Here is a 25,294-nt window from a genome sequence, read left to right on the forward strand (position 1 = left end):
CACCGGATCGGGTCGTGGCCTGCGGCCACGGACGGTGTGTCGACTCGAACGCAGCTCAGCGTGAGGAGAAGTCCGTGGCGCCCCGTGGGGGCCTCGCCTGCTTCCACCGCGTCGATCACGGATGCACATGCATCCCTCGCCGAAGTTCAGCTGCCTACCTTACCCGGCACGGCGCCAGCCCGCCAGCACGCGGCCCCTTGCCGGGCTCGAGACCTCAAGCCCCGGCCAACTGGCTAGCGTACCGGTATGACGAGCGACGACTTCGGCTCCTACGTCGAGAAGAACGGCTTCCACCGCGACACGAACTACATCCCGACACGGATCACCGCCGACGGCCGCGACGGGTATCCGGTGGAGGCGGGGCGGTACCGCCTCGTGGTATCCCGCGCCTGCCCGTGGGCGAACCGTGCCGTGATCGTGCGCCGTCTGCTCGGGCTGGAGGACGCTCTCTCGATGGGCATCTGCGGGCCGACGCACGACAAGCGCAGCTGGACCTTCGACCTCGATCCGGGCGGTGTGGACCCCGTGCTGGGCATCCCGCGGCTCCAGGACGCGTTCTTCGCCCGGTTCCCCGACTACCCGCGCGGGATCACCGTGCCCGCCCTCGTGGACATCCCGAGCGGCCAGGTCGTCACCAACGACTACCCGGTGATGACGCTCGATTTCTCGACCGAGTGGACCGCCTTCCACCGCGACGGCGCCCCCGACCTCTATCCAGAGGAGCACCGCGACGAGATCGACGAGGTCGCAGAGTTGGTCTTCCACGACGTCAATAACGGCGTTTACAAGTGCGGCTTCGCCGGCTCGCAGCGCTCCTACGAGCGGGCCTACGACCGCCTCTGGGCGCGCCTGGACTGGCTGGAGGAGCGGCTGAGCACCCGCCGCTACCTGGTGGGCGGCACCATCACCGAGGCCGACGTCCGCCTCTTCACCACGCTCGCTCGCTTCGACGCGGTCTACTACAGCCACTTCAAGGCCAACCGAAACCTACTTTCGGCGATGCCCGCGCTCTGGGCTTACGCCCGCGACCTGTTCTCGACTACGGGCTTCGGCGACACCATCGACTTCAGCCACATCAAGTCGCACTACTACGAGGTGCAGCGCGACATCAATCCGACCGGCGTCGTGCCCAAGGGGCCCGACCTCTCCGGCTGGCTGGTCCCCTCCGGCCGAGAGGAGCTCGGCGGGCGTCCGTTCGGCGACGGCACTCCCCCACCGCCACCGATCCCGAGCGAGCGCGTCCCCGCCGGGCACGGAGCCTGAGCGGGCACGGAGCCTGAGCGGGCACGGGGCCTGAGCGGGGCGGAGTCATCGGCCCGCGCGGTCCCCACCCTCGCCGTCACTCGATCGGAACCAGCACCGTCAGAGCCTCCTCAAGTGCTCCTGGGTCTGCCGAGCTGTTGTCGATCGTGACGTGCCTGGCACCGAGCCATCGGCAGTCCGCGGCCCGCGCTGCCCGCCAGAATTCGTCCCAGTGAGTGATCTTCCAGGCGTCGCGGTCGTAGCCCCGGCCGATCACTCGCTCGCGCATCCGCGCGCGGTCGGCGGTAACGTGGACGACCACGATCTCGGTACTGGGTGGCCAGTCGAACTCCCGAGCGGCCTTCTCGAGGAAGTCCTCCTGCGGGAAGAAGCGGACGAACGGAGCGTCGAGGACGATCGGGGTGCCCAGGCGGAGGTTGTCACCGGCGAGGCGAAGCAACGTGCGGTACTCCACCTCGAGCACATGGTCCTGGTAGTACACGTTGTCGTCGCGCGTCTGGGGGTCTGTGCCGGCGAGGCGGAGTAGCGACTCCGTGAAGAGGGTGGCGACGGAATCCTTATCGACGTAGGCGGCGCGGAGTCGGCTCGCGAGTCGTGTGCTCACCGTGGATTTGCCCGAGCCGGCCGGTCCGATGACGATATAGAGCCGGCCGGACGTGAATCCATCGGCACGGGCGAGGCGCGGGCTCGGTAGCGGCTCGGCCACGCCCTCAGGAGGCACTGGTCGACCGATCCTTCACGAAAAATCCATAGGACACGGCGCCGACGAGCAACAGGACTCCACCGACGAGGAACACCACGGTGTAGTCACCACCGGTCGCCGTGAGGATCGCCCCTGTCACTACGGGCGCGACCGCCGCGCCGATGAAGCCGCCGAAGTTCTGGATGGCGCCGAGCGAGGCGACCTGCCGAGGCGGCGCGAGATCGGAGGCGAGCGTCCACAGGCAACCGATCGGCACCTGCGAGGCGAAGTAGCCGAGCGAGAGCAGCGCGATCGCGAGGGGCGTGCTGTCGACATACGCGAGCGGAAGCACCGCGGCCGACGCGAGCAGCGCGCCTGCGACGATCGGGATCTTGCGCGAGAGGACGGTCGACATCCCCCGGCGGATGAGGCGGGTCGAGAGCCAGCCGCCGAAGAGGACCCCCACGATCCCGCAGAGAAAGGGAAGGGCGGCGACTCCGCCGCTCTCGGCGAGACTGAAACCGCGAGCGGTCTGCAGATAACTCGGCAGCCAGGTGAGGTAGACCCACACGGTAGAGAAGATGCCGAAGGCGCCGATCACCATGAACCAGGTATTCGGCTGCGCCAGGAGCGAGCCCCAGCCCACCTTCTCGGCGGAGGCGGAGACTCGCGCCCGGGCCGCGTCCCCCGCGATCATCGCGTGTTCTCGGAGCGTCGGATCGCGGTAGATCCGCAGCCACACCACCGCGATGACGATGCCGAGAGCACCGACGACGAGGAACATCCCTCGCCAGCTCATCGTGACCAGGAGCAGCGTCAACACCGGCGGCGCTATCGCATTGGCGATCTGCGAGCCGGTGTTGACGAGCGACAAGGGCAGAGCCCGTTCGGACCGCGCGAACCAGCGTTCGTTGACCGCGAGCGCCGAGGTGAAGAACGGCGACTCGGCGATCCCGAGAGCGACCCGCGCCGCGTAGAGCGCGCCGAAGGAGCCGGCGGCCGCGGTGACCATCGAGACGAGCGACCACGCTCCCGCGGCAAACGCAAACATCCGCTTCGGACCGAGCTTGTCGACGAGGTACCCCGCCGGGAGGTTCGCGATCGCATACGGCCAGGAGAATGCCGAGAGGAGCAGACCCATGTGCAGGGCATCCAGCTCGAACTCCTGGGCGATCGTCGTGTTCGCGACGCTCAGTGTGCTCCGATCGAGGTAGTTGACGACTCCGCCGAGCACGAGAAAGCCGACGAGGAACCAGCGAATGCGGATGCTTTTCCTCTCGGCGGGATCAAGGGCGGGTCGGGCGGCACTCTCAGTCATCTGTCGATCACTCCTTCGTGTTTGTGGGCGGGCGGCGGGCTGTGGGGAGCAGGGGAGTCACCCCGGTCGGAGGCGCACGGCCAAACCGGCGGACCAAACCGGCGGACCGGGAGCAGAGGCGGTCGGCTTAGGACCGGGCGGCGGCGATGGCCGCGAGGATCTCCTCGGACGCTCGTGTCACATGACCGAGGTCCCCATCGAGACGCGCGGCCCGGGTGACGAAGCTGCCGACTCCGACCGCCGTCGCCCCCGCGGCGAACCACGCGCGGACGTTCTGCGAAGTGGCGCCGCCCGCAGGCAGGATCGGCGCCTGCGGCAGAGGCGCGAGTAACGCCCTGACGTAGTCCGGCCCGGCCGGTGCGGTGGGGAAGAGTTTGACGATGTCGGCCCCCGCCTCCAGCGTCTGCACGACCTCGGTCGGGGTGAACGCTCCGCTGATCGTGACGATCTGATAGCGGTTCGCGGTGCGGATCATCGCGGGGTCGAGGTTCGGGCTGACGAGGATGCTTGCGCCGGCCTGGATGGCGGCGAAGGCCGCCTGGGCGTCGAGGACAGTGCCCGCTCCGATGGCGATGCCCTTCTGGGCGTATTGGGCCGAGAGGATGCTGATCACCTCGAGAGCGCCGGGAAAGGAGAGCGTGATTTCAAGGGCGCGGAAGCCGCCGGAGACCGCGGCGCGGGAGACGGCGAGCGCCTCCTTCGCACTCTCGGGTCGGACGATCAGCATGGCGCCGGTCTGGACGATGGTCGTGAGGACTTTCTGTTTGCTTAACATCGAGGCACACGGTAGCCCGAATCATCACAGAGCACCATACTTGTATGCAGATCGGCGCAGGATCGCCTCTACAGTGGTCACGATGACTGTCTCGCCCCCGCTCATCCCCGAGCAGCGCCACCAGGAGATCCTGCGTCTGCTGCGCAGCGCCGGAGTCCTCAGCATCCGCCACCTCGGCGAGCGTTTGAACGTGTCGCACATGACCGTTCGGCGCGACATCGCGACGCTCGAGGAGTCAGGCCGCGTCGTCCCGGTGCAGGGCGGAGTGCGGCTCAGCGGCGCTCTCGGATCGGAGCCGCCGCGCGAGCGAGGCTCGCGGGTCAACCTTGAGCTGCCCCGCAAGCAGGCCATTGGACGGCGGGCCGCAGAGCTCGTCGAGGATGACATGGTGGTCTTCCTCGATGCGGGGACGACCTGTGAAGCGATCGTGCCGTTCCTCCTCGACCGACGCGGCCTGACCGTGGTCACGAACGACTTCTTCACGGTGCTGGCGCTGCTGCCACACCCCGAGATCACGACGATTCATACGGGCGGAGTCGTCGATTCCTCCAGCGGATCCGCCAGCGGCCCGCTCGCCGCAGCGACCGTGGCTGGGCTCGGTCTCGACCTGTCCTTCGTCAGCACCGGCGCCTGGGATCTCCTCCACGGCGTGACCACTCCCGAGACCGACAAGGTGGTGCTCAAGCACGCTGCGCGAGAGGCGGCCGCGTCCTGCATCCTCGTGGCCGACAGCACGAAGTTCGGTCTCTTCGAGCGCTTCAAGGCGCTTCCGCTGGAGGTGCTCGACGGGATCGTCAGCGACTGCGGCCTGCCGGAGGAGAGCCGGACCTCTGCGCTGGAATGCGGCCTCGAACTCGCTCTCGCCGAGTTCTGACCGCGGCGGTCGGCCGCCTGCGCCCGGGCCCGATCCGCACGGCCGTGCGCCCGCTCGGCGACCGATGTGCAGATCCTCGGCACAGGGACTCCGGGCGCCCCAGAACGGCCGGGGCTAGCCTGGGAACGCCCCTGAACGCGAACGTCGAGGAGAACCGTGTCTGACAAGCCCACCGCCACAGCCAACATCGGAGTCGTCGGTCTGGCGGTGATGGGCTCGAACCTCGCGCGCAACCTCGCCAGCCGCGAGGGCAACACCGTCGCGGTCTTCAACCGCTCCTACGGCCGCACAGAGACCCTCATCGCCGAGCACCCGGAGGCGGGCTTCGTCGCCTCGGAGACAATCGAGGACTTCGCCGCCTCCCTCGCCACTCCGCGCACCGCGATCATCATGGTCCAGGCCGGCCGCGGCACCGACGCCGTGATCGAGCAGTTGACTCGGGTCTTCGAGCCCGGCGACATCATCGTCGACGGCGGCAACGCTCTCTTCACGGACACCATCCGCCGCGAGAAGGCCGTCCGCGAAACCGGCATCCACTTCGTCGGCACCGGCATCTCCGGCGGCGAGGAGGGCGCGCTCAAGGGCCCCTCGATCATGCCCGGCGGCTCGGTGGAGTCGTACCGGACCCTCGGGCCGATCCTCTCCTCGATCGCCGCGGTCGCTGAGGGTGAGCCGTGCGTCACCCACATCGGCACCGATGGCGCCGGCCACTTCGTCAAGATGATCCACAACGGCATCGAATACGCGGACATGCAGCTCATCGCCGAGGCATATGACCTGCTACGCACCGTCGGTGGTCACGAACCCGCCGCCATTGCCGAGGTCTTCGACGCCTGGAACAAGGGCGACCTCGAGTCGTACCTCATCGAAATCACCGCCGAGGTGCTTCGCCAGGTCGACGCCGACACCGGGAAGCCCTTCCTCGACATCGTCCTCGACCAGGCCGGCTCCAAGGGCACCGGTGTCTGGACCGTGCAGAACGCGCTCGACCTCGGCGTCCCCGTCGGCGGCATCGCCGAGGCCGTCTTCGCTCGCGCCGTCTCCTCGCACCCGGAGCAGCGCGAAGCCGTCCAGGCGCGCATCACGTCGCGTCCGACCCCGGTCGAGAAGTACGAGGGCTTCGAGGACGACGTGCGCGCCGCGCTCTACGCCTCCAAGGTCGTGGCCTACTCGCAGGGCTTCGACGCGATCATCGCGGGCGCCGAGAAGTACGGCTGGGAGATTGACAAGGGCGCCGTCGCCACAATCTGGCGCGCGGGCTGCATTATCCGCGCGCAGTTCCTCAACCGGATCGTGGACGCCTACGACGAGAACGCCGGCATCACGACCCTGCTCGAGGACCCGTACTTCGCCGAGGCTGTCGCGAACGGCGAGGCAGCCTGGCGCCGCATCGTCTCGACCGCCGCGCTCTCGGGTGTGCCGATCCCCGGCTTCGGCGCCGCGCTGTCCTACTACGACTCGCTCGCCTCGAAGCGCCTCCCGGCGGCTCTCGTCCAGGGCCAGCGTGACTTTTTCGGCGCGCACACCTACCAGCGGGTCGACAAGGAGGGCACCTTCCACACGCTGTGGTCGGGCGATCGCACCGAGGTCGAGCAGGATCCCTCCACGCACTGACCTCGCGGCGCACAGCGCAAGCGCCTCCGCATGTCGGATCCACGGATCCCGCCTGCCGGGGCGCCTTCCGCGTGAGCGGGCCGTCGCGTCACCTCCGGAAGGCACGGGCGATCAGCAGCCCCGCCAGGAGGATCGCCGCGGCGGCCGCGGTCGGGGCGGCGGACGATGCTGCCGCGGGCACTCCTGTTCGGCGGTCACGGACGGCGAAGCGGGCGGGGATCTCCCCCGCGTCGGTTAACCGCACCAGAGCGGAGGCGCCCTGCCGGCCGAGCCCGAGCAGGGCGGCGAGAACCGCGGCAATCGCGACCAGCGCGGCGAGGGCGAGGGTCGTTTGCGAGCGGAGGGGCACGCGCTCACCGTAGGGCGTGCGACCGGCAGGAGAAGCGGGCGCTCGACCGGCAGGAGGGGTCAGGCGTCGCCGTCGAACATCGACGTGACGGAGCCGTCGTCGAAGACCTCGTGGATGGCCCGGGCGAGCAGCGGGGCGATGGGCAGGACCGTCAGGCGGTCCCACTTCTTCTCCTCCGGCAGCGGCAGCGTGTCGGTGACGACGACCGAATCGATGAACCCGGAGCTCAGCAGCTCGACCGCAGGGTCGGAGAACACGGCGTGAGTGGCCGCGACGACGACGCCGATCGCGCCAGCCTTCTTCAGCGCCTCCGCCGCCTTAGCGATGGTGCGGCCGGTGTCGATGAGGTCGTCAACGAGCAGGCAGACGCGGCCCTCCACCTCTCCGACGATCTCGTGCACCGAGACCTGGTTCGCGACCTTGGGGTCGCGGCGCTTGTGGATGATCGCGAGCGGGACACCGAGCTTGTCGCTCCAAATGTCGGCGACGCGGACGCGACCCATGTCGGGCGAGACGATGGTGAGGGTCGAGGGGTCGAGCTTCTCGCGGAAGTGCTCGAGCAGGACCGGCATCGCGAAGAGGTGGTCGACGGGGCCGTCGAAGAAGCCCTGGATCTGCGCCGCGTGCAGGTCGACCGACATGATCCGGTCGGCTCCGGCCGCCTTGAACAGGTCGGCGACGAGGCGGGCCGAGATCGGCTCGCGCCCACGACCCTTCTTGTCCTGGCGGGCGTAGGGGTAGAACGGGGCGACCACGGTGATCCGCTTGGCGGAGGCGCGCTTGAGCGCGTCGACCATGATCAGCTGCTCCATCAGCCACTCATTGATGGGCGACGTGTGCGACTGGAGGACGAACACGTCGCCTCCGCGCACGGACTCGCCGTAGCGGACGTAGAGCTCGCCGTTGGCGAAGGTGCGTCCCTCGGTCGTGACGAGCTCGGTCCCGAGCTCATCGGCGACCGCTTCCGCCAGTGCCGGATGCGCCCTCCCCGAGACGAGGACCAGGCTCTTCGTATTACTGGCGGTGATGCCGCTCACTGTGCTCCGCTTTCTGGGGTGCTCGCCTGGTCGGATCCGAGGGGGTCCGACGCCAGGGCCGCCTCGGCGGCGTCAGCCGCTGCGGTTCCCGGACGGTGGGTCTGCACCCACCCGGCCATGTTGCGCTGCGGAGCGACGGTGATGCCGAGGGCCCCGGCGGGGATGTCCTTGCGGATGACCGTGCCGGCGCCCGTGTACGCTCCGTCACCGATTCTAACGGGGGCGACGAAGACGTTATGCGACCCCGCCCGCACATGCGAACCGACCACCGAGGACGCCTTTTTCACGCCGTCATAGTTCGCGAAGATCGAGCCGGCGCCGATGTTCGAGTCCTCGCCGATCACGGCGTCGCCGACGTAGGAGAGGTGCGGCACCTTCGATCCCTCGCCGATCGTGGCGTTCTTGGTCTCGACGTAGGTGCCGATCTTGCCGCGGGCGCCGAGCACGGTGCCGGGGCGCAGGAACGAGAACGGGCCGACCTGGGCCTGCGCGCCGATCACGGCGAGCGTCGCGTCCGAGCGCTTCACGACCGCGTCCTCGCCGACCTCGCAGGAGTCGAGCGTCGTGTCGGGGCCGATGACCGCGCCCGTGGCGATGACCGTCGGGCCCTTAATCTGGGTGCCGGGGAGGATCTCGACATCCGGGGCGAGCACCGCGTCCACGTCGATCCAGGTTGTCGCCGGGTCCTGGATCGTGACGCCCTCGAGCTGCCAGCGGCGCACGATGCGTGCATTGAGCTCCAGCGCCGCGTCCGCGAGTTGGGCACGGTCGTTGATGCCTGCGACGAGCCAGCGGTCCTGCACGGGAACGGCCTCGATCGCGCGGCCGACGGCCTTGAGCGCGGCGGCGGCGTCGGTGAGGTACTTCTCGCGCTGCGCGTTCTCGGTGCCGATCGCGCCGATCACCGAACGGAGCGCGGCGGCGTCGAAGGCGTAGACACCCGCGTTGATCTCGGTGAGGGCCAGCTCGTCGACGCTCGCGTCCTTCTGCTCCACGATCGAGGCGAAGGCCCCGTCACCCCCGCGGACGATCCGGCCGAAGCCGGTCGGGTCCTCGAGCACGCAGGAGAGCATCGTGAGCGCGTTCGCCGCGTCGAGGTGCTCGTCGACCAGGCGGCGCAGCGTCGGCGCGTCGAGCAACGGGACATCGGCGCTGAGCACGACGACAGTGCCGGCGAAGGACTCCGGAAGCGCCGCGAGCCCCTGCTCGAGCGCGCGGCCGGTGCCCGGAGTGTCGTCCTGATCGACGACCAGCGCGGCGGGCGTGTGGTCAAGGACCGCCTCGGCGACCCGGTCGCGCTCGTGGCGCACCACGGTCACCACATGCGCCGCGTCGAGCGAGGCGGCGGTGTCGAGCACATGCCCGAGCAGCGGCCGCCCGGCGAGTCGGTGCAGGACCTTCGGCGTGCGGGACTTCATGCGGGTGCCCTGGCCTGCCGCCAGGATCACGACGGCGAGCGTACTGTCTGCCATGATTCGTTCTCCTCCGTGAGCGCTCCGGCCGACCGCTAAAGATCGTCGGCAACCCTCAGAACTGCATCCGCGATCGGATTGGCGACTCGTCTCAAACGGACAGCCGACAGGTTCCCGGACACGTCCCGGGGCCTCGGACTGGCTGCGCGCCGCCGATCACGCTACCGGAACCGACAGCGAGCCGTCCCGGTTGCGGCGCCTCGCCGGTCTGGCGGCCCCCTCAGACCCGCCGCAGCCCAAGGGATCCCGGTCCTCTCGCAACCGTAGCTCAATCCCGATGACTCTTTCCCTCGGACGGTTCGACGAGTCGCCTCAACTCTCCAACCAGACAGCGAATGTGTCACGGTTAACTCCGGCTCGCCCAGGTCGTAAGTGCCTGTTTTTGGAGCGAAGTCCTGAGACGTACGACCAGAGCGTGTCGCCGTCTACACAGTGTGCGCACTATGCGGTCAGCAGCAGCCCCCAAGTAGTCGCAGTGTGAACCTGTATGCCGCTCGGCTCCCCTGCGAGGAGAGCGGCCGGGCCGGCGTCATCCGTGAAAAACACGGCCTTGATATTCCGACTGTGGATGATGGCAAGATTCTCTGCCACGCCGAGATTCTTCGTCGGAGCGTCGCCGGGTCGCGACAATTTCTTTCGGTAGACGGTGGTCACACTATGCTCCCGGGATTCTCGGGGAATAGCGGTTCGCCAAAGAGATCTGGCGCATCCTTCAGATCCTCGAGATCCGGCTCCGATGAGGACATCCGACATTCGTGAGCGACGGTTGCACACCAGGCGGGATGGCCAAGCAGTCGACGAAGGAGGTCCATTCGATGAAGGTAGGCGAAGGTGATCAGAACTGTGTTGTCAGGCAAAAGCCACACCAGGCCAACGCGCGCGACAGTCGTCGAGCCGTGGGGACGACCAGCCGAACGACGTCGTGCAAACGCCGCTCCGCCACCAGGATTCGAACCTGGACCGGACAGCTCCAAAGGCTGCCGTGCTGCCGTTACACCATGGCGGACCGCGCTCGCGCGCGCCGTCTATCCTGCCATCCCCGAGGCCCGGGCTCCGCCTCGGGGCGCCCGCCTCCCCCGCCCCGGCGTCCCCCGAGCAGCTCAACCACCAGAATGGACGGGTGAGTGCGAATGACGAGGTCGACGGGATCGTCGACGCCTGGGTCCGCGAGCGGCCCGATCTCGACTTCACGCCGCTCCAGGTCTTCTCGCGGATGCGCCGGCTAGCCAAGCAGCTCGAGCGCGCGCGCAGCATCGCCTTCGGTCGCTCGGAGCTGGAGACGTGGGAGTTCGACGTGCTCTCGGCGCTACGCCGCGCCGGCGCTCCCTACCGGATGAGCCCGAAGCAGCTCCTCCAGGCGACGATGGTCACCAGCGGCACCATGACCAATCGCATCGACCGGCTGGTCGAGCGGGACCTGGTCGAGCGCCTGGACGACCCGAACGACGGACGGGGCGTGCTGGTGCAGATGACGCCGTCAGGGCTCGCCCGCGTCGATGCGGCGATCACCCGCCTGGTCGACGCGGAGCAGGAGCTGCTCGGCGCGCTCACCCACGCGCAGCAGGAGCGCCTGGCGCAGCTGCTCCGCAAGCTCTCGCTCGACTTCGGCTGAGCGCGCCGCCCGCCGCACCCGCACCGGAAACTCCGAAGTCGCGGTCGTCGGCCGCACGTCCCGTGACGTCCGAGTAGTCGAGCAGCCGGGCGGGCCCGGGCTCAGCCCTCCAGCTGCTCCGAGAGCTCCAGCCAGCGCAGCTCGAGTTCGGCCGTCTCGTCCTCGTAGGCGCGGAGGCTCGCGTTCAGCGCCAGGATGCCGTCGTAGTCGTCCTGGTCGTGGGTCGCCATCTTCTCGTGCACGGTCTTTGTCAGCTGAGTCAGCTTGTGCAGGCGCCGGTCGATGGCCGACACCTCCTTCTCGGCGGTGCGGCGCTCGGCCCCCGCCAGACCGCTCGGCGCCGGCGCGGAGGAGCCGGAGGACGCCGGCGCGGGCGCCCCCTTCTGGAGCGCACGGCGAAGGTCGAGGTACTGCTCGACCCCGCCGGGCAGGTGCCGGAACGCGCCATCCATCACGGCGTACTGCTGATCGGTGACGCGCTCGAGCAGGTAGCGGTCGTGCGAGACGACGAGCAGCGTGCCCGGCCAGGAGTCGAGCAGGTCCTCGATGGCGGCGAGCATGTCGGTGTCGAGGTCGTTGGTCGGCTCATCGAGAATCAGGACGTTGGGCTCGCTCAGCAGGATAAGCAGGAGCTGGAGCCGCCGCCGCTGCCCGCCGGAGAGGTCCTTCACCGGCGTCGAGAGCTGTGCGCTCGAGAAGCCGAGCCGCTCGAGCAGCTGGCCCGGCGTCATCTCCTTGCCGCCGATGGAGTAGCTGGTGCGCTGCTCCGCGATGATCTCGCGGACCGGCTGGTGCTGCACCTCCGTCAGCTCACGCAGCTGCTGGTCGAGGATCGCGACGCGCACGGTGGTGCCCCGCTTGACCCGGCCGCTCGTCGGCTCCACGCTGCCCGCGACCAGACCCAGGAGGGTGGACTTCCCGGCGCCGTTCACGCCCAGGATGCCGGTGCGCTCACCGGGCGCGATCCGCCACTCGATGCGGTTGAGGACGGTCCGCTCGCCGTAGCGGACGGTAACGTCGAGCAAGTCAACGACGTCCTTGCCCAGGCGCGAGACGGCGAGCTGCGAGAGCGAGACCGAGTCGCGCACCGGAGGTTCGTCCTCGATCAGCTGGTTCGCGGCGTCGATCCGGAACTTGGGCTTGGCGGTGCGCGCCGGCGCTCCGCGGCGGAGCCAGGCGAGTTCCTTCTTCATCAGGTTCTGGCGCTTGGCCTCCATCGTCGAGGCCATCCGGTCGCGCTCGACGCGCTGGAGGATGTAGGCCGCGTAGCCACCCTCGAAGGGCTCGACCAGGCGGTCGTGCACCTCCCAGGTGGCGGTGCAGATCTCGTCAAGGAACCACCGGTCGTGAGTGACGACGGCGAGCCCGCCCGAAGAGGTGGCCCAGCGGCGCTTGAGATGCTCGGCGAGCCAGGCGATGCCCTCGACGTCGAGGTGGTTGGTGGGCTCATCGAGGAAGACGACGTCCCAGTCGCCGACGAGCAGCTTCGCCAGGGCGACACGGCGACGCTGACCACCCGAGAGGGAGCCGATAACCCCGTCCCAGGGGACATCGCGGAGCAGACCCGCGATCACGTCGCGGGTGCGCGCGTCGCCGGCCCACTCGTGCTCCTGCAGGCCGCCGACAACGGCTTGCGCGACGGTCAGATCCTCATCGACCGTGTCGGCCTGGTCGAGCATCCCGAGCGTGACGCCGCGGCGGTGCGTGACGCGGCCGCTGTCCGGCTCGATGCGCTGCGCGAGCAGGCGCAGGAGGGTCGACTTGCCGTCGCCGTTGCGGCCGACGATCCCGATGCGGTCGCCCTCCTCGATCCCCAGGGAGACTTCGTCGAAGATCACGCGCGTGGGGTACTCGAGTCGCAGCGCCTCGGCGCCCAGCAGATGTGCCATAGGGATCCAGCCTAGGCGGTGCCGCCTGTGCCACCGCCCGCGCTCCACGAGTTGCGCAGGCCTGACCCGCGCAGGCGCGGACCTGTCGGGGTGCCGAGTGTCAGGTCACGGGTTTCGGCTTCGAGACCGAGACCGAGCGGCGGTGCAGGCCCGTTGCGCCGTCGGGCGCGGGCGGGCGCTCGACCGTGGTCTGCACCGCGCCGTCGGCGTCGGTCGCGCGCACGGTGACGACATGGTCGCCGACGGTCGCGTCCCACTCCAAGACCCACTGGATCCATGTGTCGGCCGTCACCTGCTCGGCGAGCCGAGCCTCCTGCCACGCGCCGCCGTCGATCTGCACCTCGACCTTCGCAATGCCGGTGTGGGGAGCCCAGGCGACTCCCGCGACGGCGACCATGCCCTCCTCGACCAGCTGTCCCTTCCGCGGAACATCGATCCGCGACTCGATCTTGATGGGGCCGCGCTCGGTCCAGCCGCGGGTCGACCAGTAGGCCAGATCCTTCGCGAAAGTGGTCACCGTGAGCTCGACGACCCACTTCGTCGCCGACACGTACCCGTAGAGGCCGGGGACCACCATGCGCACGGGGAAGCCGTGCTCGACCGGCAGCGGTTCGCCGTTCATCCCCACGGCCATCAGGCTCGCGCGGTTCTCGTCCTGCAGCACGTCGAGCGGGCTGGAGGCGGTGAATCCGTCGATGCTCCGCGAGAGCACCATGTCGGCGCCGGCGGTCGGCCGCGCCCGGGCGAGGAGCTCCCGGATCGGGTAGCCCAGCCAGAGCGCCGTGCCGATCAGATCGCCGCCGACCTCGTTCGACACACAGGACAGAGTGATCAGGTGCTCCTCGAGCGGCAGCGCGAGCAGCTCGTCCCAGGTAATTTCGATCTCCTCCTCGACCATGCCGGTGATCTTCAGCGACCAGTTGGCGGGCTCGATCGAGGGCACCGAGAGCGCGGTGTCGATGCGGTAAAACGAGGCGTTCGGAGTGATGTAGGGGCTGAGGCCCTCGACATCGTCGAGCACGGCGCTGGCGGGGACCGCGGCGACCGCCGATGCGGGAGCGGGCAGCGAGACGGCCTCACGCACGGCGGTGACGGCGGCGGAGGCGGAGGTCAGGAAGCGGGCGCCGATGCCGGCCGCGAGCGCCGTGACTCCCGCGATGCCAACCAGGCGCAGGAACGACCGGCGATCAGGAGTACCGCTTCCCGGCTCCTCCTGCCAGCCGCGGAGGCGGACAGAGGCCGAGCGGAGCACGCCGGCTCCGGCCACCATGCCGACGATGCTCGGCACGGCATCGAGGCCGGAGGAGCCCTCCCTGCTCACCGCGGCGAACGCACCGGCGCCCGCGACAACGGCCAGCAGCAGCAGGCCCAACGGCGGGCGACGGTACTCCAGCAGCCCGGCCCCGACCGCAAGGACTGCGATCGCAATCCCGATCGAGACCAGGAGTACGAGTTTATCGCCGGTCCCGAAGAGGGCGATGACGGTGTCCTTCACGGCGGGCGGAACGATGTCGATGACGAACCCGCCGACCGCGACCAGCGGACTGCCCCCAGCTCCGGTGAATACCGCGACGACCTCGGCAACAGCCAGGGAGACGACGGCGGCCACGATCCCCGAAAGAATCGCGAAGAGGGTGGTGCGTCGGCGGGACATGAGCGGCACTCTAAGCCACGCGGGCGGGACTTCTCTGCAGGGTGCCTGCGGGAGGGGTAGGGGAGGGCGCGGGAGGGGCGCGGGGGTGCCTGCAAGAGGGGTGGGGGTGCTGCGGGCCGCACTCGAACGTGCTTGGCAGGGCGCTTGATCGGCAGGGAGACGTGTGATTTGCAGGGGAAGGTGCGATTCGCAGGACCCGAGGTGCGATTCGCAGGGGAAGGTGCGATTCGCAGGGGATTCGTGCGAAGGCGGCGATCCTGCCGCGGAACGGGCGACGACGAGGTCGGATCCCCTGCACATCGGACGAAATCCTGCACATCGGACGAAATCCTGCACATCGGATGGAATCCTGCACATCGGACGGAGACCTGCACATCGGACGCAATCCTGCACATCGGACGGCGGAGCCAGCCCCCGGCGCGCCTAGGACGAGAGCACGCGCGCTCCGTGCACGGGCCCCGTGACCCGCACAGCGCGAAGACGCGCAGAACTCAGCTCCAGCTGCAGGTCGAGGGCGGCGTCAGCGTTCGACGCGAGGAACGCCACGGTCGGACCCGAGCCCGAGACGAGGCCGCCGAGCGCGCCGCGTCCCTCGCCGAGCTCGAGGATGCGGGCGAGCCCGGGCTGCAGGTGCAGCGCCGGTGCCTGCAGGTCGTTGTGCATCGCGTCGGCGAGCATCGCGGCGTCGCCGGCGCGGAGGGCCTGCAACACGTTCGGGTCGATGATCGGAGTCGCAGAGATGGGGCGGAAGTCGTGCAGATGGCGCTCGCGGTGCCGGTCGAGCTCGCTGTAGACCTCCGGGGTCGACAGGCCCTGGTCCGAGAGCACGAGCACCCACTCGAAGCGGCCCTTGGCCAGCGCGGGGCTCAGTTCGTCTCCGCGTCCGACTCCGATCGCGGTGCCGCCGGTGAAGGAGAAGGGGACGTCGGCGCCCAGGCTCGCCGCGATGCCGAGCAGCTGCTCGCGGGTGCAGGCCGTGCCCCAGAGCGCGTCACACGCCAGGAGGGTCGCGGCGGCGTCGGCCGACCCGCCCCCCATGCCGCCCGCGATCGGGACGTGCTTCTCAATCTCGAGGTGCACTCCGCCGCGGTACCCGGTGGCCCTGGCCAGCGCACGCGCCGCCTTGATCGCGAGGTTGGAGCCGTCGACTGCGAGAGCGGAGCTGTCGATCGAGCCCGAGAAGGCGACCGAGAAGTCGGACGCATCCGTCGCGAAGACGTCTTCGTAGAGCGAGAGCGACTGAAACGCAGTGGCCAGCTCGTGGTACCCGTCATCGCGCACAGCGCCGACCTTGAGGAACACATTGATCTTGCCGGGGGCCCGCGCATGGACCCGATTCGACGTCGCGCGATGGGCCATGCTTCCACGCTACAGGGTGGCGGAGGCGCCCTTGTTCGCGCCCGGGGAGGGCTCCCCGTCGCTGTCTACGCCGTCCCCGTCGGTCCCCGCCAGCGACCCGTCTGACCGCGACGCGCCGCGGACCGGCACCCGCGTCGGATCGAGCTCCCGGCCCAGCCGGACGAAGGCGGCGACGTCGAGTTCCTCGCCCCGGGCTGTCTGTGGAACGCCGGCCGACTCGAGGGCGGTGATCGCGGCGGCGCTGTCGCCGAAGAGCGTCGCGAGAGACTGGCGGAGCATCTTCCTCCGCTGGGCGAACGCCGCGTCAACCACGGCGAAGACCGCGCGACGCAGGGTCTCGTCGCCCGGCTCCTCCCCGCGCTCGAAGGCGACCAGGACGCTGTCGACGTTCGGTACCGGCCAGAAGATCTGGCGCGAGACCGTACCGCCCGTCGACCAGGAGCCGAACCACGCGGCCTTCACACTCGGGCCGCCGTAGACCTTCGATCCCGGTCCGGCCGCGAGCCGGTGCCCGACCTCGGATTGCACCATCACGACTCCGGACCGGATGCTCGCGAAGTGCTCGAGGAAGTGCAGCAGCACAGGCACTGAGATGTTGTACGGGAGGTTGGCGACCAGGCGCGCGGGGTCGCCCGGCAGATCGAGCACCTTCATCGCATCGGCGTGCACCACCGCGAGGTCGGCGCCCGGCGCCATCAGCTCGACCGTGCGCGGCAGCTGCTCGGCGAGGCGGCCGTCGATCTCGACGGCTGCGACCCGGGCGCCCGCCTCCAGCAGGCCGAGCGTCAACGAGCCCAGGCCCGGACCGATCTCGACGACGGTCTCCCCCGGCTGCACGCGCGCCAACCTAACGATGCGGCGGACGGTGTTCGCGTCGTGGACGAAGTTCTGGCCGAGCTTCTTGGTCGGCATGACATCGAGCAGGCCCGCAAGGTCGCGGATCTCGGCCGGGCCCAGCAGACGTGGAATGCTCGCGGCCGTCGGCTCCGCGGCGTGGCGGCCGCTCATGCGAGGGGACCGACCGGCTCCGTCGGGCCGGAGCCGACCTCGCCGCCCCACTCCCCGTACACGGCTTCAGTGTTCGAGGCGATCGTCGCGGCCAGGTGACCGACATCGGTCTCGAGGGTCGCGGCCATCGAGCGCAGGGTGTGCGGAAGGAGGTAGGGCGCGTTCGGGCGGCCCCGGAAGGGCACGGGAGTGAGGTAGGGCGCGTCGGTCTCGACGAGGATCAAGTGCCGCGGAGTCGCGACGAGCGCCTCGCGCAGCGGCACGGCGTTCGTGAAGGTGACGGTCCCGGCGAAGGAGAGGTACCAGCCCTCGTCGGCGCACATCCTCGCCATCTCGGCGTCGCCGGAGAAGCAGTGGAAGACCGTGCGCTCGGGGGCACCGACGCGGCGGAGGGTGTCGATGACCTCGCGATGCGCGTCGCGGTCGTGGATCTGCAACGCCAGGTCGTGCTCCTTGGCGATGCGGATGTGCTCCTCGAAGGAGCGGAACTGGGCTGCGCGGCCGCTCTCGCCGGTGCGGAAGAAGTCGAGTCCGGTCTCGCCGATCGCGCGCACCCGCGGCTGCTCGGCCAGTTCGGCGATGACGGCGAGCGCGGCATCGAGCTCACCGCGCTGCTCCAGCTCGGGGGCCTCGTTGGGGTGGAGTGCGACGGCCGCCAGCAGGCGCGGCTCGCTCGCCGCCTGCTCCGCCGACCAGCGGCTGGTCTCGACGTCGGTGCCGACCTGGACGACGCCGCGGACGCCGACAGCGGACGCGCGGTCGAGCTGCTCACGGTGGTCCAGCGGCTCGAGCCCGTCGGCGATCTCGAGATGGGTGTGATTGTCGTAGACGGGCACGACGAGAGCCTCGGGAAGCGGCGGATACGTCAGGTCGCGGCCGGCGGAAGCCTCGCGGGAGCGGACGTGCTGGCTGTCGGTCATGCCCTCCAGGCTACCGGGAGGGCTGCGAGCGGCCGGAGCCTCCACGCAGTCCGTCCGCCCCGCGCCGAGCTCGGGACGGACACTGAGCCTGCGCAAACACGAAGCACCGGCTCTCGAGCAATCGAATGCAGATCACTCGACAGACCGCAGCTCGATCCCACCGGACGAATTCCGGAACAGGGGTGCGCGTCGATCAGCCGTACGCAGACCCGTCAGGACACCGGTGCCTCAATGCGCGGGAAGAGCGCCTCGAGAGTGCCGACGGTGGTGCCGACGGGCAGGATTCCCCAGCGGCCCGCCGCGCGGATCGGCTGCGCGGTGAGGGCGCCCAGCGACTCCGTCACTCCCAGCGCCTCCCAGAGCGCCGTCGTCGCCCGCGGCACGACCGGCGAGAGCAGCACGGCCAGGGCACGCAGCCCCTCCGTCGCCGTGTAGAGCACCGTGCCGAGGCGCTCGCGCTCCTCGCGCTTGGCCAGCGCCCACGGCTCCTGCTCGGTGATGTAGCCGTTGAGCTCCTCGACGATGCTCCAGACGGCGGTGATCGCGTCGTGGATCGCGAGAGCGTCGATCGAGCGGTCCGCGGAGGTGGCGGCCTCCGCGACAGTGCGCTGGATGCGCTTCTCCGCCTCGGTGAGTGTCCCGGGCTCGGGTACGACGCCGTCGTAGTAGCGGTGCAGCATCGCGATCACCCGGGAGGCGAGGTTGCCGAAGCCGTTCGCGAGCTCGGACTGGTACCGCGCCGACAGGTCCTCCCACGAGAACGAGCCATCCTGTCCGAAAGTGATGGCACGCAGGAAGTAGTAGCGGAACGCGTCGGAGCCGAAGGTGTCGGTGATCTGCTCGGGCGCGATTCCGGTGAGTTTCGACTTCGACATCTTCTCGCCGCCGACCAGCAGCCAGCCGTGGCCGAAGATCTGCTTCGGCACCTCGAGCCCGGCGGCCATGAGCATGGCGGGCCAGATCACCGCGTGGAAGCGCAGGATGTCCTTGCCGACGATGTGGGTCGCCGGCCACCGGCGCTGGAACTCCGCCTCGTCCTGGCCGTAGCCGACCGCGGTGATGTAGTTGAGCAGCGCGTCGAACCACACGTAGACGACGTGTGAGTCGTCCCACGGGACCTTCACGCCCCAGTCGAAGCTGGAGCGCGAGATCGACAGGTCGGCCAGGCCCTGGCGGACGAAGCTGACGACCTCGTTGCGCGCCGACTCGGGCTGCACGAAGTCGGGCCGCTCCTCATAGAGCGCGAGCAGCCGCTCGGTGTACTCGCTCATCGAGAAGAAGTAGTTCTTCTCCTTCAGCAGCTCGACCGGCTTCGAGTGGATCGTGCAGACGTACTGCCCGGTGTAGTCGCCGGTGCCCTCCTCGAGGTCGGACAGCTGCTTGTACTCCTCGCAGCCCACGCAGTAATAGCCCTCGTACTCGCCGGTGTAGATCGCGCCCGCGTCGTAGAGCTTGTGCAAGAACTTCTGAACGTTGACCTCGTGCCGCGCCTCCGTGGTGCGGATGAAGTCGTCATTGGCGATATCAATCGTCTCGAGCAGCGGCTGCCACGCGGACTTCACGAGGCGGTCGGCCCACTCCTGGGGAGTGGTCCCGTTGGCGGTAGCAGTCCGCAAAATCTTCTGGCCGTGCTCGTCGGTGCCGGTCAGCAGCCAGGTGTCATCTCCCGCCTGGCGGTGCCAGCGGGTGAGCACGTCGGCGGCGACCTCGGTGTATGCGTGCCCGATGTGCGGGACGTCGTTCACGTAGAAGATCGGAGTCGTGAGAAAAAAGGAGGCGCCGTCGGACATGGCGACCATCCTATTCACCGCGCGGGGCGGCTCCTCCCGTGTGACGGAGCCGGTGGATAACGGGCCCGAAGCGCCGCTGTGGAGGACACACGCTCAGGAGCGGCGGGAAGCGAGCGCCGCCTCGTACAGGGCGCGGCGGGAGAGTCCGGTGATCTCAGCGACCTCGGCCGACGCCTCCTTGAGCCGCGATCCGGCCGCGACACGGGCCAGCACGTCGGCCAGCGCGTCCTCGAGGGACACCTCGCGGACAGGAGCGCCCTCGACCACCAGGCAGATCTCGCCGCGCAGCCCGCCAGCCGCCCACTCGGCGACCTCGGCCGCTGTACCGCGCCGGACCTCCTCGAACATCTTGGTGAGCTCGCGGCAGACGACCACGCGCCGATCCGGGCCCATCGCCTCGACCAGATCGGCGAGCGCGTCGCCGATGCGGTGCGGCGACTCGAAGAAGACCATCGTGCGCCGCTCATCGACGAGCGCGCGGAAGGTCGACGCCCGCTCGCCGTGCCGGCGCGGGAGGAAGCCCTCGAAGCTGAAGCGGTCTGTCGGGAGTCCGGAGACAGCGAGCGCCATCAGCACCGCCGAGGGACCGGGCAGGGCGGTCACCGCGACTCCCGCCGCCACGGCCGCCTCGACCAGGTGGTAGCCCGGATCCGACACCGTGGGCATGCCCGCGTCGCTGAGCACGAGAAGATCCTCCGCACGGGCGAGTTCGACGAGCTCGGCCGCGCGCTCGCGCTCGTTGTGGTCGTGCAGCGCGTAGAGCGCGGGCCGGTTCTCGACCCCGAGTGCCCGAAGCAGTTGGATCGTCACGCGGGTGTCCTCGGCGGCGATGTGGCGGGCGGAGGACAGCGCCTCCACGAGCCGCCGCGAGGCATCGCCGAGGTTTCCGATGGGAGTGCCGGCGAGGATGATCACGCGGCTAGTCTCCCAGGTCGCCTGTCGGTGCTCCGCTCGTCGCACCATGCCACCACCCGTGCGGGGGTGGCGCACTAGCATGGCCAGGTGACGGACCGACCGCAGCGCGACTTCGACGACCTGCGTCTGGACGCGGCGGGACCAACGAGCACGGTGCCCGCCGAGCCCCGCGAGCGCGCCCCCCTCCCGGAGACGCCCCGCGGCTCCTGGTTCGATGATCTGCATGCGCGCCTGGTCGCCTCCCCCGCACGGCGTCGGCTCTATGAGTTCGGCCTGCCGCTGCTCGTGGTCGCGCTGGCCGCCGTCCTGCGGCTGTGGAACCTCGGTCACCCGCGCTCGCTGGTGTTCGATGAGACGTTCTATGTGAAGGACGCCTGGACTCTCTGGAACCTCGGCTTCGAGGGCGCCTGGCCCGCGAACGCCGATACCGGCTTCGCGGCGGGCGATGTCGACGCCTTCACGGGGGCGCCGTCCTTCGTCGTACACCCGCCGCTGGGCAAGTGGATCATCGGCTTGGGCATGGAAGCCTTCGGCGCCGATGACAGCGTCGGCTGGCGCATCTCGACCGCCGTCGTCGGAATCCTGGCCGTGGCGCTGGTGATTCTGATCGGCCGCCTCCTCTTCCGCTCCACGTTCCTCTCCTCCTTCGCGGGGCTGATGCTCGCGCTCGACGGCCACGCGATCGTGATGTCGCGGGTCTCGCTGCTGGACGGGATCCTGATGTTCGTCGCGCTCTGCGGGGTCGGGGCTGTGCTGCTCGATCGGCGCTGGGCCGAGCTGCAGCTTGCGCGGAAGGTGGCGGCGGGAGCACTGCCGAGCTGGGGGCCGGTGCTGTGGTGGCGGCCCTGGCTTCTCAGCGCCGGCGTGCTCTTCGGGCTGGCCGCGGGAGTGAAATGGACGGGCGCCTACTTTCTCGGGGTGTACGGCGTGTACACGGTGGTCGTCGACGCTCTCCTGCGCCGTCGAGCGGGCGTGCCGTTCTGGGGCACCGGCGCGATCCTCAAGCAGGGGCCGGTCACCTTCCTTCTGGTCGTGCCGATCGCCCTCGTCGCCTACCTCGTCACATGGACCGGGTGGCTCCGCACCTCCGGCGGCTGGGCGCGGCACTGGGCGACGGAGGCGCCCGGCAACGCCTGGACCGGCGCGCTCGCCTGGGTGCCGAACTGGGCGCAGAGCCTCTGGCACTATCACGCACAGATGTACGACTACTCGATCAATCTGCGCGCCGCGCACCCCTACCAGGCGGACCCGCTGACGTGGCTCCTGATGCTGCGGCCGACCAGCATGTATTTCGCCGACCAGGCCACCGGGGTCGACGGCTGCACCGCCGCGCGTTGCGCCGAGGCGATCACCTCGGTCGCCAATCCGCTCATCTGGTACGCTGGCGTGCTGGCGCTGTTCTACCTCGTCTACCGCCTTGCCCGATACCGGGAGTGGCGCCCCGGCTTCGTGCTGATGGGGATCGTCGCGGGGTACCTGCCGTGGCTGCTCTACCTCGACCGCACCGTGTTCCAGTTCTACTGCGTCGTCTTCGAGCCCTACATGATGCTGGCACTAGCACTGACGGCGGGGATCGTGATCGGGTCGCCAGGCGATGAGCGGAGCAGGCGCACGCGCGGGATCCTGGTGGTGCTGGCGTTCGGGGTGGCGGTGGCCGGACTGACGGCGTACTTCCTCCCGCTCTGGACCGGCGCGCAAACGCCCTTCACCTTCTGGCAGGCTCATATGTGGCTGAACTCGTGGGTCTGATCCGGCGGCTGGGTCCCGGAGTAGCGGCCTGTGCGGTCGCGGCCGTGCTCTCGGCTCTGCTGCACGCGGCCGTTCCCGCGGTGCCGATGCTGACCGCGGCGGTCGCGCTCGGGATCCTCGTCGCTCAGCTGCCGTCGGCGAGACGGGTACTGGGCGGAGTCCTGGCGCCGGGCCTGGCCTTCTCGTCGCGCTCGCTGATGCGCACCGGGATCGTGCTACTGGGGTTGAAGCTCTCGCTGGTCGACATCGCCGCGCTGGGTTGGGGCGCGATCCTGGTCGTCGTCGGGATCGTCCTCGCCACCTTCGGTCTGACCTGGGCGCTGGGACGGGCGTTGCGGCTGCCCGGGCAGGAGCCGCTGCTCCTCGCTGCCGGGTTCTCGATCTGCGGCGCCTCGGCTATCGGCGCGATGGCTGGAGCGACCCGGGCGAAGCAGCAGGAGCAGGCGACACCGGTCGCGCTGGTGACGCTCTGCGGCACGCTCGCGATCGCGGTCCTCCCCGCCCTCGCGCAGCCGCTGGGGCTCTCGGACGTGCAGTTCGGACACTGGGTCGGCGCGTCAGTGCACGACGTCGGCCAGGTGGTGGCGACGGCGCAGGTGGCGGGAGCGTCGGCGCTGGCCGTGGCGGTGGTGGTCAAGCTGACGCGCGTACTGATGCTCGCTCCGATGGTCGCCGTAGCGGCGGCGGTCACCCGGCGCGGCGACGAGCCGGGCGGGACCCGGCCGGCGATCGCGCCGCTGTTCGTGGTCGGGTTCCTCGCGGCGGTGCTGCTGCGGACCCTCCTGCCGCTGCCGGAGGAGGTGCTCGCCACCGCGGACACGGCGCAGACCGGGCTCCTCGCCGCCGCGCTCTTCGCCCTCGGAAGTGCGGTGCGGGTGCGCGCGCTCGTGACAACGGGGTGGCGCGCGCTGGTTGTGGCGCTCGTGTCGTGGGCCGCGATCGCGGCGATGGGGTTGGCGGCGGTGCAGCTAGCGCTCTGATCGGCTCTGTTACGCGGTGCGTCGCGTAAGCGCGGCGATGTCGGTGGCCCGCACTAGCGTCGATCGCATGGCAGATCGCGAGTACGGCTTCAAGACGCGCGCAATCCACGCGGGCAACATCCCCGATGCGGTGACGGGCGCCCGCGCTCTGCCGATCTACCAGACGAGCGCGTTCGTCTTCGACGACACCTCTGACGCTGCCGCACGCTTCGCGCTCCAGAAGTACGGCAATGTCTACTCGCGCCTCTCGAATCCGACCGTGGCCTCGTTCGAGGAGCGCGTCGCGAGCCTCGAAGGCGGCCTCGGCGCCGTCGCCACGGCCTCCGGGCTCTCGGCGCAATTCATCACTTTCGCGGCGCTGGTGGGCGCGGGCGATCAGGTGGTCTCCTCCGCGAACCTTTACGGCGGCTCGATCACCCAGCTCGATGTGACGCTGCGGCGCTTCGGAGTGGACACGACCTTCGTGCGCTCCAGCGAGCCGGCCGACTATGCGGCGGCGATCACGGAGAAGACGAAGGTGCTCTACGCCGAGACGATCGCCAATCCGTCCGGAGAGATCGCCGACATCGAGGGCCTCGCCGCGGTCGCGCACGCCGCCGGCATCCCGCTCATCATCGACTCGACGGTCGCCACGCCCTACCTCGTCCGACCGATCGAGTGGGGCGCCGACATCGTCATCCACTCGGCCACCAAGTTCCTCGGCGGGCACGGCACCACGCTCGGCGGCGTCGTCGTCGAGTCGGGGCGCTTCCACTACTCGCGCGAGAAGTTTCCGCTGCTGCACGACCCGGTCGCGTCCTACGGCGACCTGTCCTGGGACGGTAACTTCGGCGAGTACGGCTTCCTCACGCGCCTACGGGCCGAGCAGCTGCGTGACATCGGCCCGGTCCTCGCCCCGCACTCCGCGTTTCTGCTCGCACAGGGCGTCGAGACCCTGCCGTACCGGATCCAGGCGCACGTCGACAACGCGCGCCGCGTCGCCGAGTGGCTCGACGCCGACCCGCGGATCGAGGCCGTCTACTGGGCCGGCCTCCCCGCACACCCGCACTTCGACCGCGCGCAGAAGTACCTGCCGAAGGGTCCGGGCTCGGTCTTCAGTTTCGTGGTGAAGGGCGGCCGCGCCGTCGGCCAGACCTTCATCGAGTCGGTCGATCTCGCCAGCCACCTGGCCAATATCGGCGACGCGAAGACCCTGGTCATTCACCCCGCCTCGACCACGCACGCGCAGCTCACCGAAGCGCAGCTGCTGCACGCGGGCGTCCTCCCCGGCCTCGTCCGCCTCTCCGTGGGTATCGAGGACGCGGACGACATCGTTTACGACCTCGACCAGGCGCTCACCCGCGCCGTCCAGAAGCACGGCACCCCCGACGCTCCGACGGAGCTGCCGGAGGACACCACCACGATCCTGCACACCCCGGCCGTGGAGGTCTGAGCATGAGCACTACCGACACCGTCGTCCAGTTGTCCAACGGGCTCAGCTGCTCCGTCCCGGCGAACTCGCCGCTGGCGAAGACACTGCGCTCACAGCGCACCTGGGTCGGCCCCGACGCGCGCACCCGCCTCGACATCCTCCGCCGCGCGAAGACCGTGGCCATCGTGGGCGCCTCGCCGAACCCGGCCCGCTCCTCCTCCTTCGTCGCCACCTACCTCCAGCAGTCAAGCGAGTACGAGCTGTACTTCGTGAACCCGAACGCCACCGAGATCCTCGGGCAGCCGGTCTACCGCAGCCTCGCCGAACTGCCGGTCGTCCCCGACATCGTCGACGTGTTCCGCAAGGCGAGCGATATCCCAGCGGTGATCGACGACGTGGTGGCCCTTGGCGCTTCCACGGTCTGGGTGCAGCTGGGCATCTGGAACCAGGAGGCGGCCGAGTACGGCGAGTCGAAGGGCCTGACCGTCGTCATGGACCGCTGCATCAAGGTCGAGCACGCCCGCTTCCACGGCGGACTGCACCTGCTCGGCTTCGACACCGGGCAGATCTCGGCGCGCAAGACGCTGCGCTGACCCGGCCCTGCGCGAGATGCCACTTATGCG

General features: G+C 69.6%; 22 protein-coding genes and 1 tRNA gene. 8 read left to right on the forward strand and 15 right to left on the reverse strand.

The window, feature by feature from the left end; translation table 11 throughout:
* Positions 1–246: 246 nt before the first annotated feature.
* Complete coding sequence (locus tag C1O28_RS09475) at positions 247–1,263, forward strand: glutathione S-transferase family protein (RefSeq protein WP_097165464.1); 1,017 nt, start codon at positions 247–249, stop codon at positions 1,261–1,263.
* 76 nt (positions 1,264–1,339) lie between these two features.
* Here the strand turns inward: C1O28_RS09475 and C1O28_RS09480 are convergent, their stop codons facing one another.
* From C1O28_RS09480 to C1O28_RS09490, 3 genes are all read right to left on the reverse strand, one after another.
* Complete coding sequence (locus C1O28_RS09480; protein WP_243391997.1) at positions 1,340–1,984, reverse strand: P-loop nucleotide/nucleoside kinase family protein; 645 nt, start codon at positions 1,982–1,984, stop codon at positions 1,340–1,342.
* Positions 1,974–3,263, reverse strand: coding sequence for an MFS transporter (locus C1O28_RS09485; protein WP_097165462.1), 1,290 nt, complete (start codon positions 3,261–3,263; stop codon positions 1,974–1,976). The genes C1O28_RS09480 and C1O28_RS09485 overlap by 11 nt, the downstream gene beginning before the upstream one ends.
* A gap of 127 nt (positions 3,264–3,390) precedes the next feature.
* Entirely contained in the window at positions 3,391–4,038 is a 648-nt protein-coding gene (locus C1O28_RS09490) for a beta/alpha barrel domain-containing protein (protein WP_097165461.1), read from the reverse strand.
* A gap of 82 nt (positions 4,039–4,120) precedes the next feature.
* Between C1O28_RS09490 and C1O28_RS09495 the strand changes: the two genes are divergently transcribed.
* Together C1O28_RS09495 and gndA are read left to right on the forward strand one after the other, a co-directional pair.
* Entirely contained in the window at positions 4,121–4,912 is a 792-nt protein-coding gene (locus tag C1O28_RS09495; protein ID WP_097165674.1) for a DeoR/GlpR family DNA-binding transcription regulator, read from the forward strand.
* A gap of 210 nt (positions 4,913–5,122) precedes the next feature.
* Positions 5,123–6,526, forward strand: coding sequence for an NADP-dependent phosphogluconate dehydrogenase (gene gndA, locus C1O28_RS09500; RefSeq protein WP_237397948.1), 1,404 nt, complete (start codon positions 5,123–5,125; stop codon positions 6,524–6,526).
* 88 nt (positions 6,527–6,614) lie between these two features.
* Here gndA and C1O28_RS09505 read toward each other — a convergent pair whose 3' ends face one another.
* The 5 genes from C1O28_RS09505 to C1O28_RS09525 all read right to left on the reverse strand — a co-directional run bounded on the left by C1O28_RS09505 (position 6,615) and on the right by C1O28_RS09525 (position 10,390).
* Positions 6,615–6,875, reverse strand: coding sequence for a hypothetical protein (locus tag C1O28_RS09505; protein ID WP_097165459.1), 261 nt, complete (start codon positions 6,873–6,875; stop codon positions 6,615–6,617).
* Positions 6,876–6,934: 59 nt separating this feature from the next.
* A complete protein-coding gene (locus C1O28_RS09510; protein WP_097165458.1) occupies positions 6,935–7,912 on the reverse strand; it encodes a ribose-phosphate diphosphokinase in 978 nt (325 codons plus the stop codon).
* Positions 7,909–9,384 (reverse strand): bifunctional UDP-N-acetylglucosamine diphosphorylase/glucosamine-1-phosphate N-acetyltransferase GlmU, encoded by a 1,476-nt coding sequence (gene glmU, locus C1O28_RS09515; RefSeq protein WP_097165457.1) that lies wholly within the window; start codon positions 9,382–9,384, stop codon positions 7,909–7,911. Before glmU ends, C1O28_RS09510 begins: the two co-directional genes overlap by 4 nt.
* A 441-nt stretch (positions 9,385–9,825) precedes the next feature.
* Positions 9,826–10,038 carry a hypothetical protein gene (locus C1O28_RS09520; RefSeq protein ID WP_127821491.1) on the reverse strand — a complete coding sequence of 71 codons (213 nt, stop codon included), beginning with the start codon at positions 10,036–10,038 and terminating at the stop codon, positions 9,826–9,828.
* 280 nt (positions 10,039–10,318) lie between these two features.
* Positions 10,319–10,390 (reverse strand) — tRNA-Gln (locus tag C1O28_RS09525).
* 114 nt (positions 10,391–10,504) lie between these two features.
* On the opposite strand from C1O28_RS09525, the gene C1O28_RS09530 reads away from it, so the two are divergent.
* Entirely contained in the window at positions 10,505–10,996 is a 492-nt protein-coding gene (locus C1O28_RS09530; protein WP_097165456.1) for a MarR family winged helix-turn-helix transcriptional regulator, read from the forward strand.
* 101 nt (positions 10,997–11,097) lie between these two features.
* Here C1O28_RS09530 and C1O28_RS09535 read toward each other — a convergent pair whose 3' ends face one another.
* The 7 genes from C1O28_RS09535 to rsmI form a co-directional block, all read right to left on the reverse strand.
* Positions 11,098–12,885: an ABC-F family ATP-binding cassette domain-containing protein gene (locus C1O28_RS09535; RefSeq protein WP_097165455.1), complete on the reverse strand. Its 1,788-nt coding sequence runs from the start codon at positions 12,883–12,885 to the stop codon at positions 11,098–11,100.
* A gap of 100 nt (positions 12,886–12,985) precedes the next feature.
* The gene (locus tag C1O28_RS09540) at positions 12,986–14,539 is read right to left on the reverse strand and encodes a molybdopterin-dependent oxidoreductase (RefSeq protein ID WP_097165454.1); all 1,554 of its coding nucleotides are present in this window, start codon (positions 14,537–14,539) and stop codon (positions 12,986–12,988) included.
* 423 nt (positions 14,540–14,962) lie between these two features.
* Positions 14,963–15,898 (reverse strand): 4-(cytidine 5'-diphospho)-2-C-methyl-D-erythritol kinase, encoded by a 936-nt coding sequence (locus C1O28_RS09545; RefSeq protein WP_097165453.1) that lies wholly within the window; start codon positions 15,896–15,898, stop codon positions 14,963–14,965.
* A 9-nt stretch (positions 15,899–15,907) separates the two neighbouring features.
* On the reverse strand, positions 15,908–16,906 hold the full coding sequence (gene rsmA, locus C1O28_RS09550; RefSeq protein ID WP_181025750.1) for a 16S rRNA (adenine(1518)-N(6)/adenine(1519)-N(6))-dimethyltransferase RsmA: 999 nt from the start codon (positions 16,904–16,906) through the stop codon (positions 15,908–15,910).
* Positions 16,903–17,826: a TatD family hydrolase gene (locus C1O28_RS09555; protein WP_097165452.1), complete on the reverse strand. Its 924-nt coding sequence runs from the start codon at positions 17,824–17,826 to the stop codon at positions 16,903–16,905. The genes rsmA and C1O28_RS09555 overlap by 4 nt, the downstream gene beginning before the upstream one ends.
* A 212-nt stretch (positions 17,827–18,038) precedes the next feature.
* Positions 18,039–19,616: a methionine--tRNA ligase gene (gene metG / locus C1O28_RS09560; RefSeq protein ID WP_097165451.1), complete on the reverse strand. Its 1,578-nt coding sequence runs from the start codon at positions 19,614–19,616 to the stop codon at positions 18,039–18,041.
* Positions 19,617–19,709: 93 nt separating this feature from the next.
* Positions 19,710–20,531 (reverse strand): 16S rRNA (cytidine(1402)-2'-O)-methyltransferase, encoded by an 822-nt coding sequence (gene rsmI, locus C1O28_RS09565; RefSeq protein WP_097165450.1) that lies wholly within the window; start codon positions 20,529–20,531, stop codon positions 19,710–19,712.
* Positions 20,532–20,618: 87 nt separating this feature from the next.
* On the opposite strand from rsmI, the gene C1O28_RS09570 reads away from it, so the two are divergent.
* The 4 genes from C1O28_RS09570 to C1O28_RS09585 all read left to right on the forward strand — a co-directional run bounded on the left by C1O28_RS09570 (position 20,619) and on the right by C1O28_RS09585 (position 25,264).
* Positions 20,619–22,280 (forward strand): dolichyl-phosphate-mannose--protein mannosyltransferase, encoded by a 1,662-nt coding sequence (locus tag C1O28_RS09570; protein WP_243391996.1) that lies wholly within the window; start codon positions 20,619–20,621, stop codon positions 22,278–22,280.
* Positions 22,259–23,260 carry a YeiH family protein gene (locus tag C1O28_RS09575; RefSeq protein ID WP_097165449.1) on the forward strand — a complete coding sequence of 334 codons (1,002 nt, stop codon included), beginning with the start codon at positions 22,259–22,261 and terminating at the stop codon, positions 23,258–23,260. Before C1O28_RS09570 ends, C1O28_RS09575 begins: the two co-directional genes overlap by 22 nt.
* A 67-nt stretch (positions 23,261–23,327) precedes the next feature.
* Positions 23,328–24,692, forward strand: a complete 1,365-nt coding sequence (locus tag C1O28_RS09580; RefSeq protein WP_097165448.1) for an O-acetylhomoserine aminocarboxypropyltransferase/cysteine synthase family protein — start codon at positions 23,328–23,330, stop codon at positions 24,690–24,692.
* 2 nt (positions 24,693–24,694) lie between these two features.
* A complete protein-coding gene (locus C1O28_RS09585; RefSeq protein WP_097165447.1) occupies positions 24,695–25,264 on the forward strand; it encodes a CoA-binding protein in 570 nt (189 codons plus the stop codon).
* Positions 25,265–25,294: the final 30 nt, after the last annotated feature.

It is taken from the genome of Rathayibacter rathayi (assembly GCF_004011095.1).
In the GTDB taxonomy this organism is placed as follows: Bacteria; Actinomycetota; Actinomycetes; order Actinomycetales; family Microbacteriaceae; genus Rathayibacter; species Rathayibacter rathayi.

Excerpts from the sequence above, each read along its gene's own strand:
- C1O28_RS09475 (WP_097165464.1), top strand. The coding sequence starts at position 247 with ATGACGAGCGACGACTTCGGCTCCTACGTCGAGAAGAACGGCTTCCAC.
- C1O28_RS09485 (WP_097165462.1), bottom strand. The coding sequence starts at position 3,263 with ATGACTGAGAGTGCCGCCCGACCCGCCCTTGATCCCGCCGAGAGGAAA.
- C1O28_RS09490 (WP_097165461.1), bottom strand. The coding sequence starts at position 4,038 with ATGTTAAGCAAACAGAAAGTCCTCACGACCATCGTCCAGACCGGCGCC.
- C1O28_RS09495 (WP_097165674.1), top strand. The coding sequence starts at position 4,121 with ATGACTGTCTCGCCCCCGCTCATCCCCGAGCAGCGCCACCAGGAGATC.
- gndA (WP_237397948.1), top strand. The coding sequence starts at position 5,123 with ATGGGCTCGAACCTCGCGCGCAACCTCGCCAGCCGCGAGGGCAACACC.
- glmU (WP_097165457.1), bottom strand. The coding sequence starts at position 9,384 with ATGGCAGACAGTACGCTCGCCGTCGTGATCCTGGCGGCAGGCCAGGGC.
- C1O28_RS09535 (WP_097165455.1), bottom strand. The coding sequence starts at position 12,885 with ATGGCACATCTGCTGGGCGCCGAGGCGCTGCGACTCGAGTACCCCACG.
- C1O28_RS09540 (WP_097165454.1), bottom strand. The coding sequence starts at position 14,539 with ATGTCCCGCCGACGCACCACCCTCTTCGCGATTCTTTCGGGGATCGTG.
- C1O28_RS09545 (WP_097165453.1), bottom strand. The coding sequence starts at position 15,898 with ATGGCCCATCGCGCGACGTCGAATCGGGTCCATGCGCGGGCCCCCGGC.
- rsmA (WP_181025750.1), bottom strand. The coding sequence starts at position 16,906 with ATGAGCGGCCGCCACGCCGCGGAGCCGACGGCCGCGAGCATTCCACGT.
- C1O28_RS09555 (WP_097165452.1), bottom strand. The coding sequence starts at position 17,826 with ATGACCGACAGCCAGCACGTCCGCTCCCGCGAGGCTTCCGCCGGCCGC.
- metG (WP_097165451.1), bottom strand. The coding sequence starts at position 19,616 with ATGTCCGACGGCGCCTCCTTTTTTCTCACGACTCCGATCTTCTACGTG.
- C1O28_RS09580 (WP_097165448.1), top strand. The coding sequence starts at position 23,328 with ATGGCAGATCGCGAGTACGGCTTCAAGACGCGCGCAATCCACGCGGGC.
- C1O28_RS09585 (WP_097165447.1), top strand. The coding sequence starts at position 24,695 with ATGAGCACTACCGACACCGTCGTCCAGTTGTCCAACGGGCTCAGCTGC.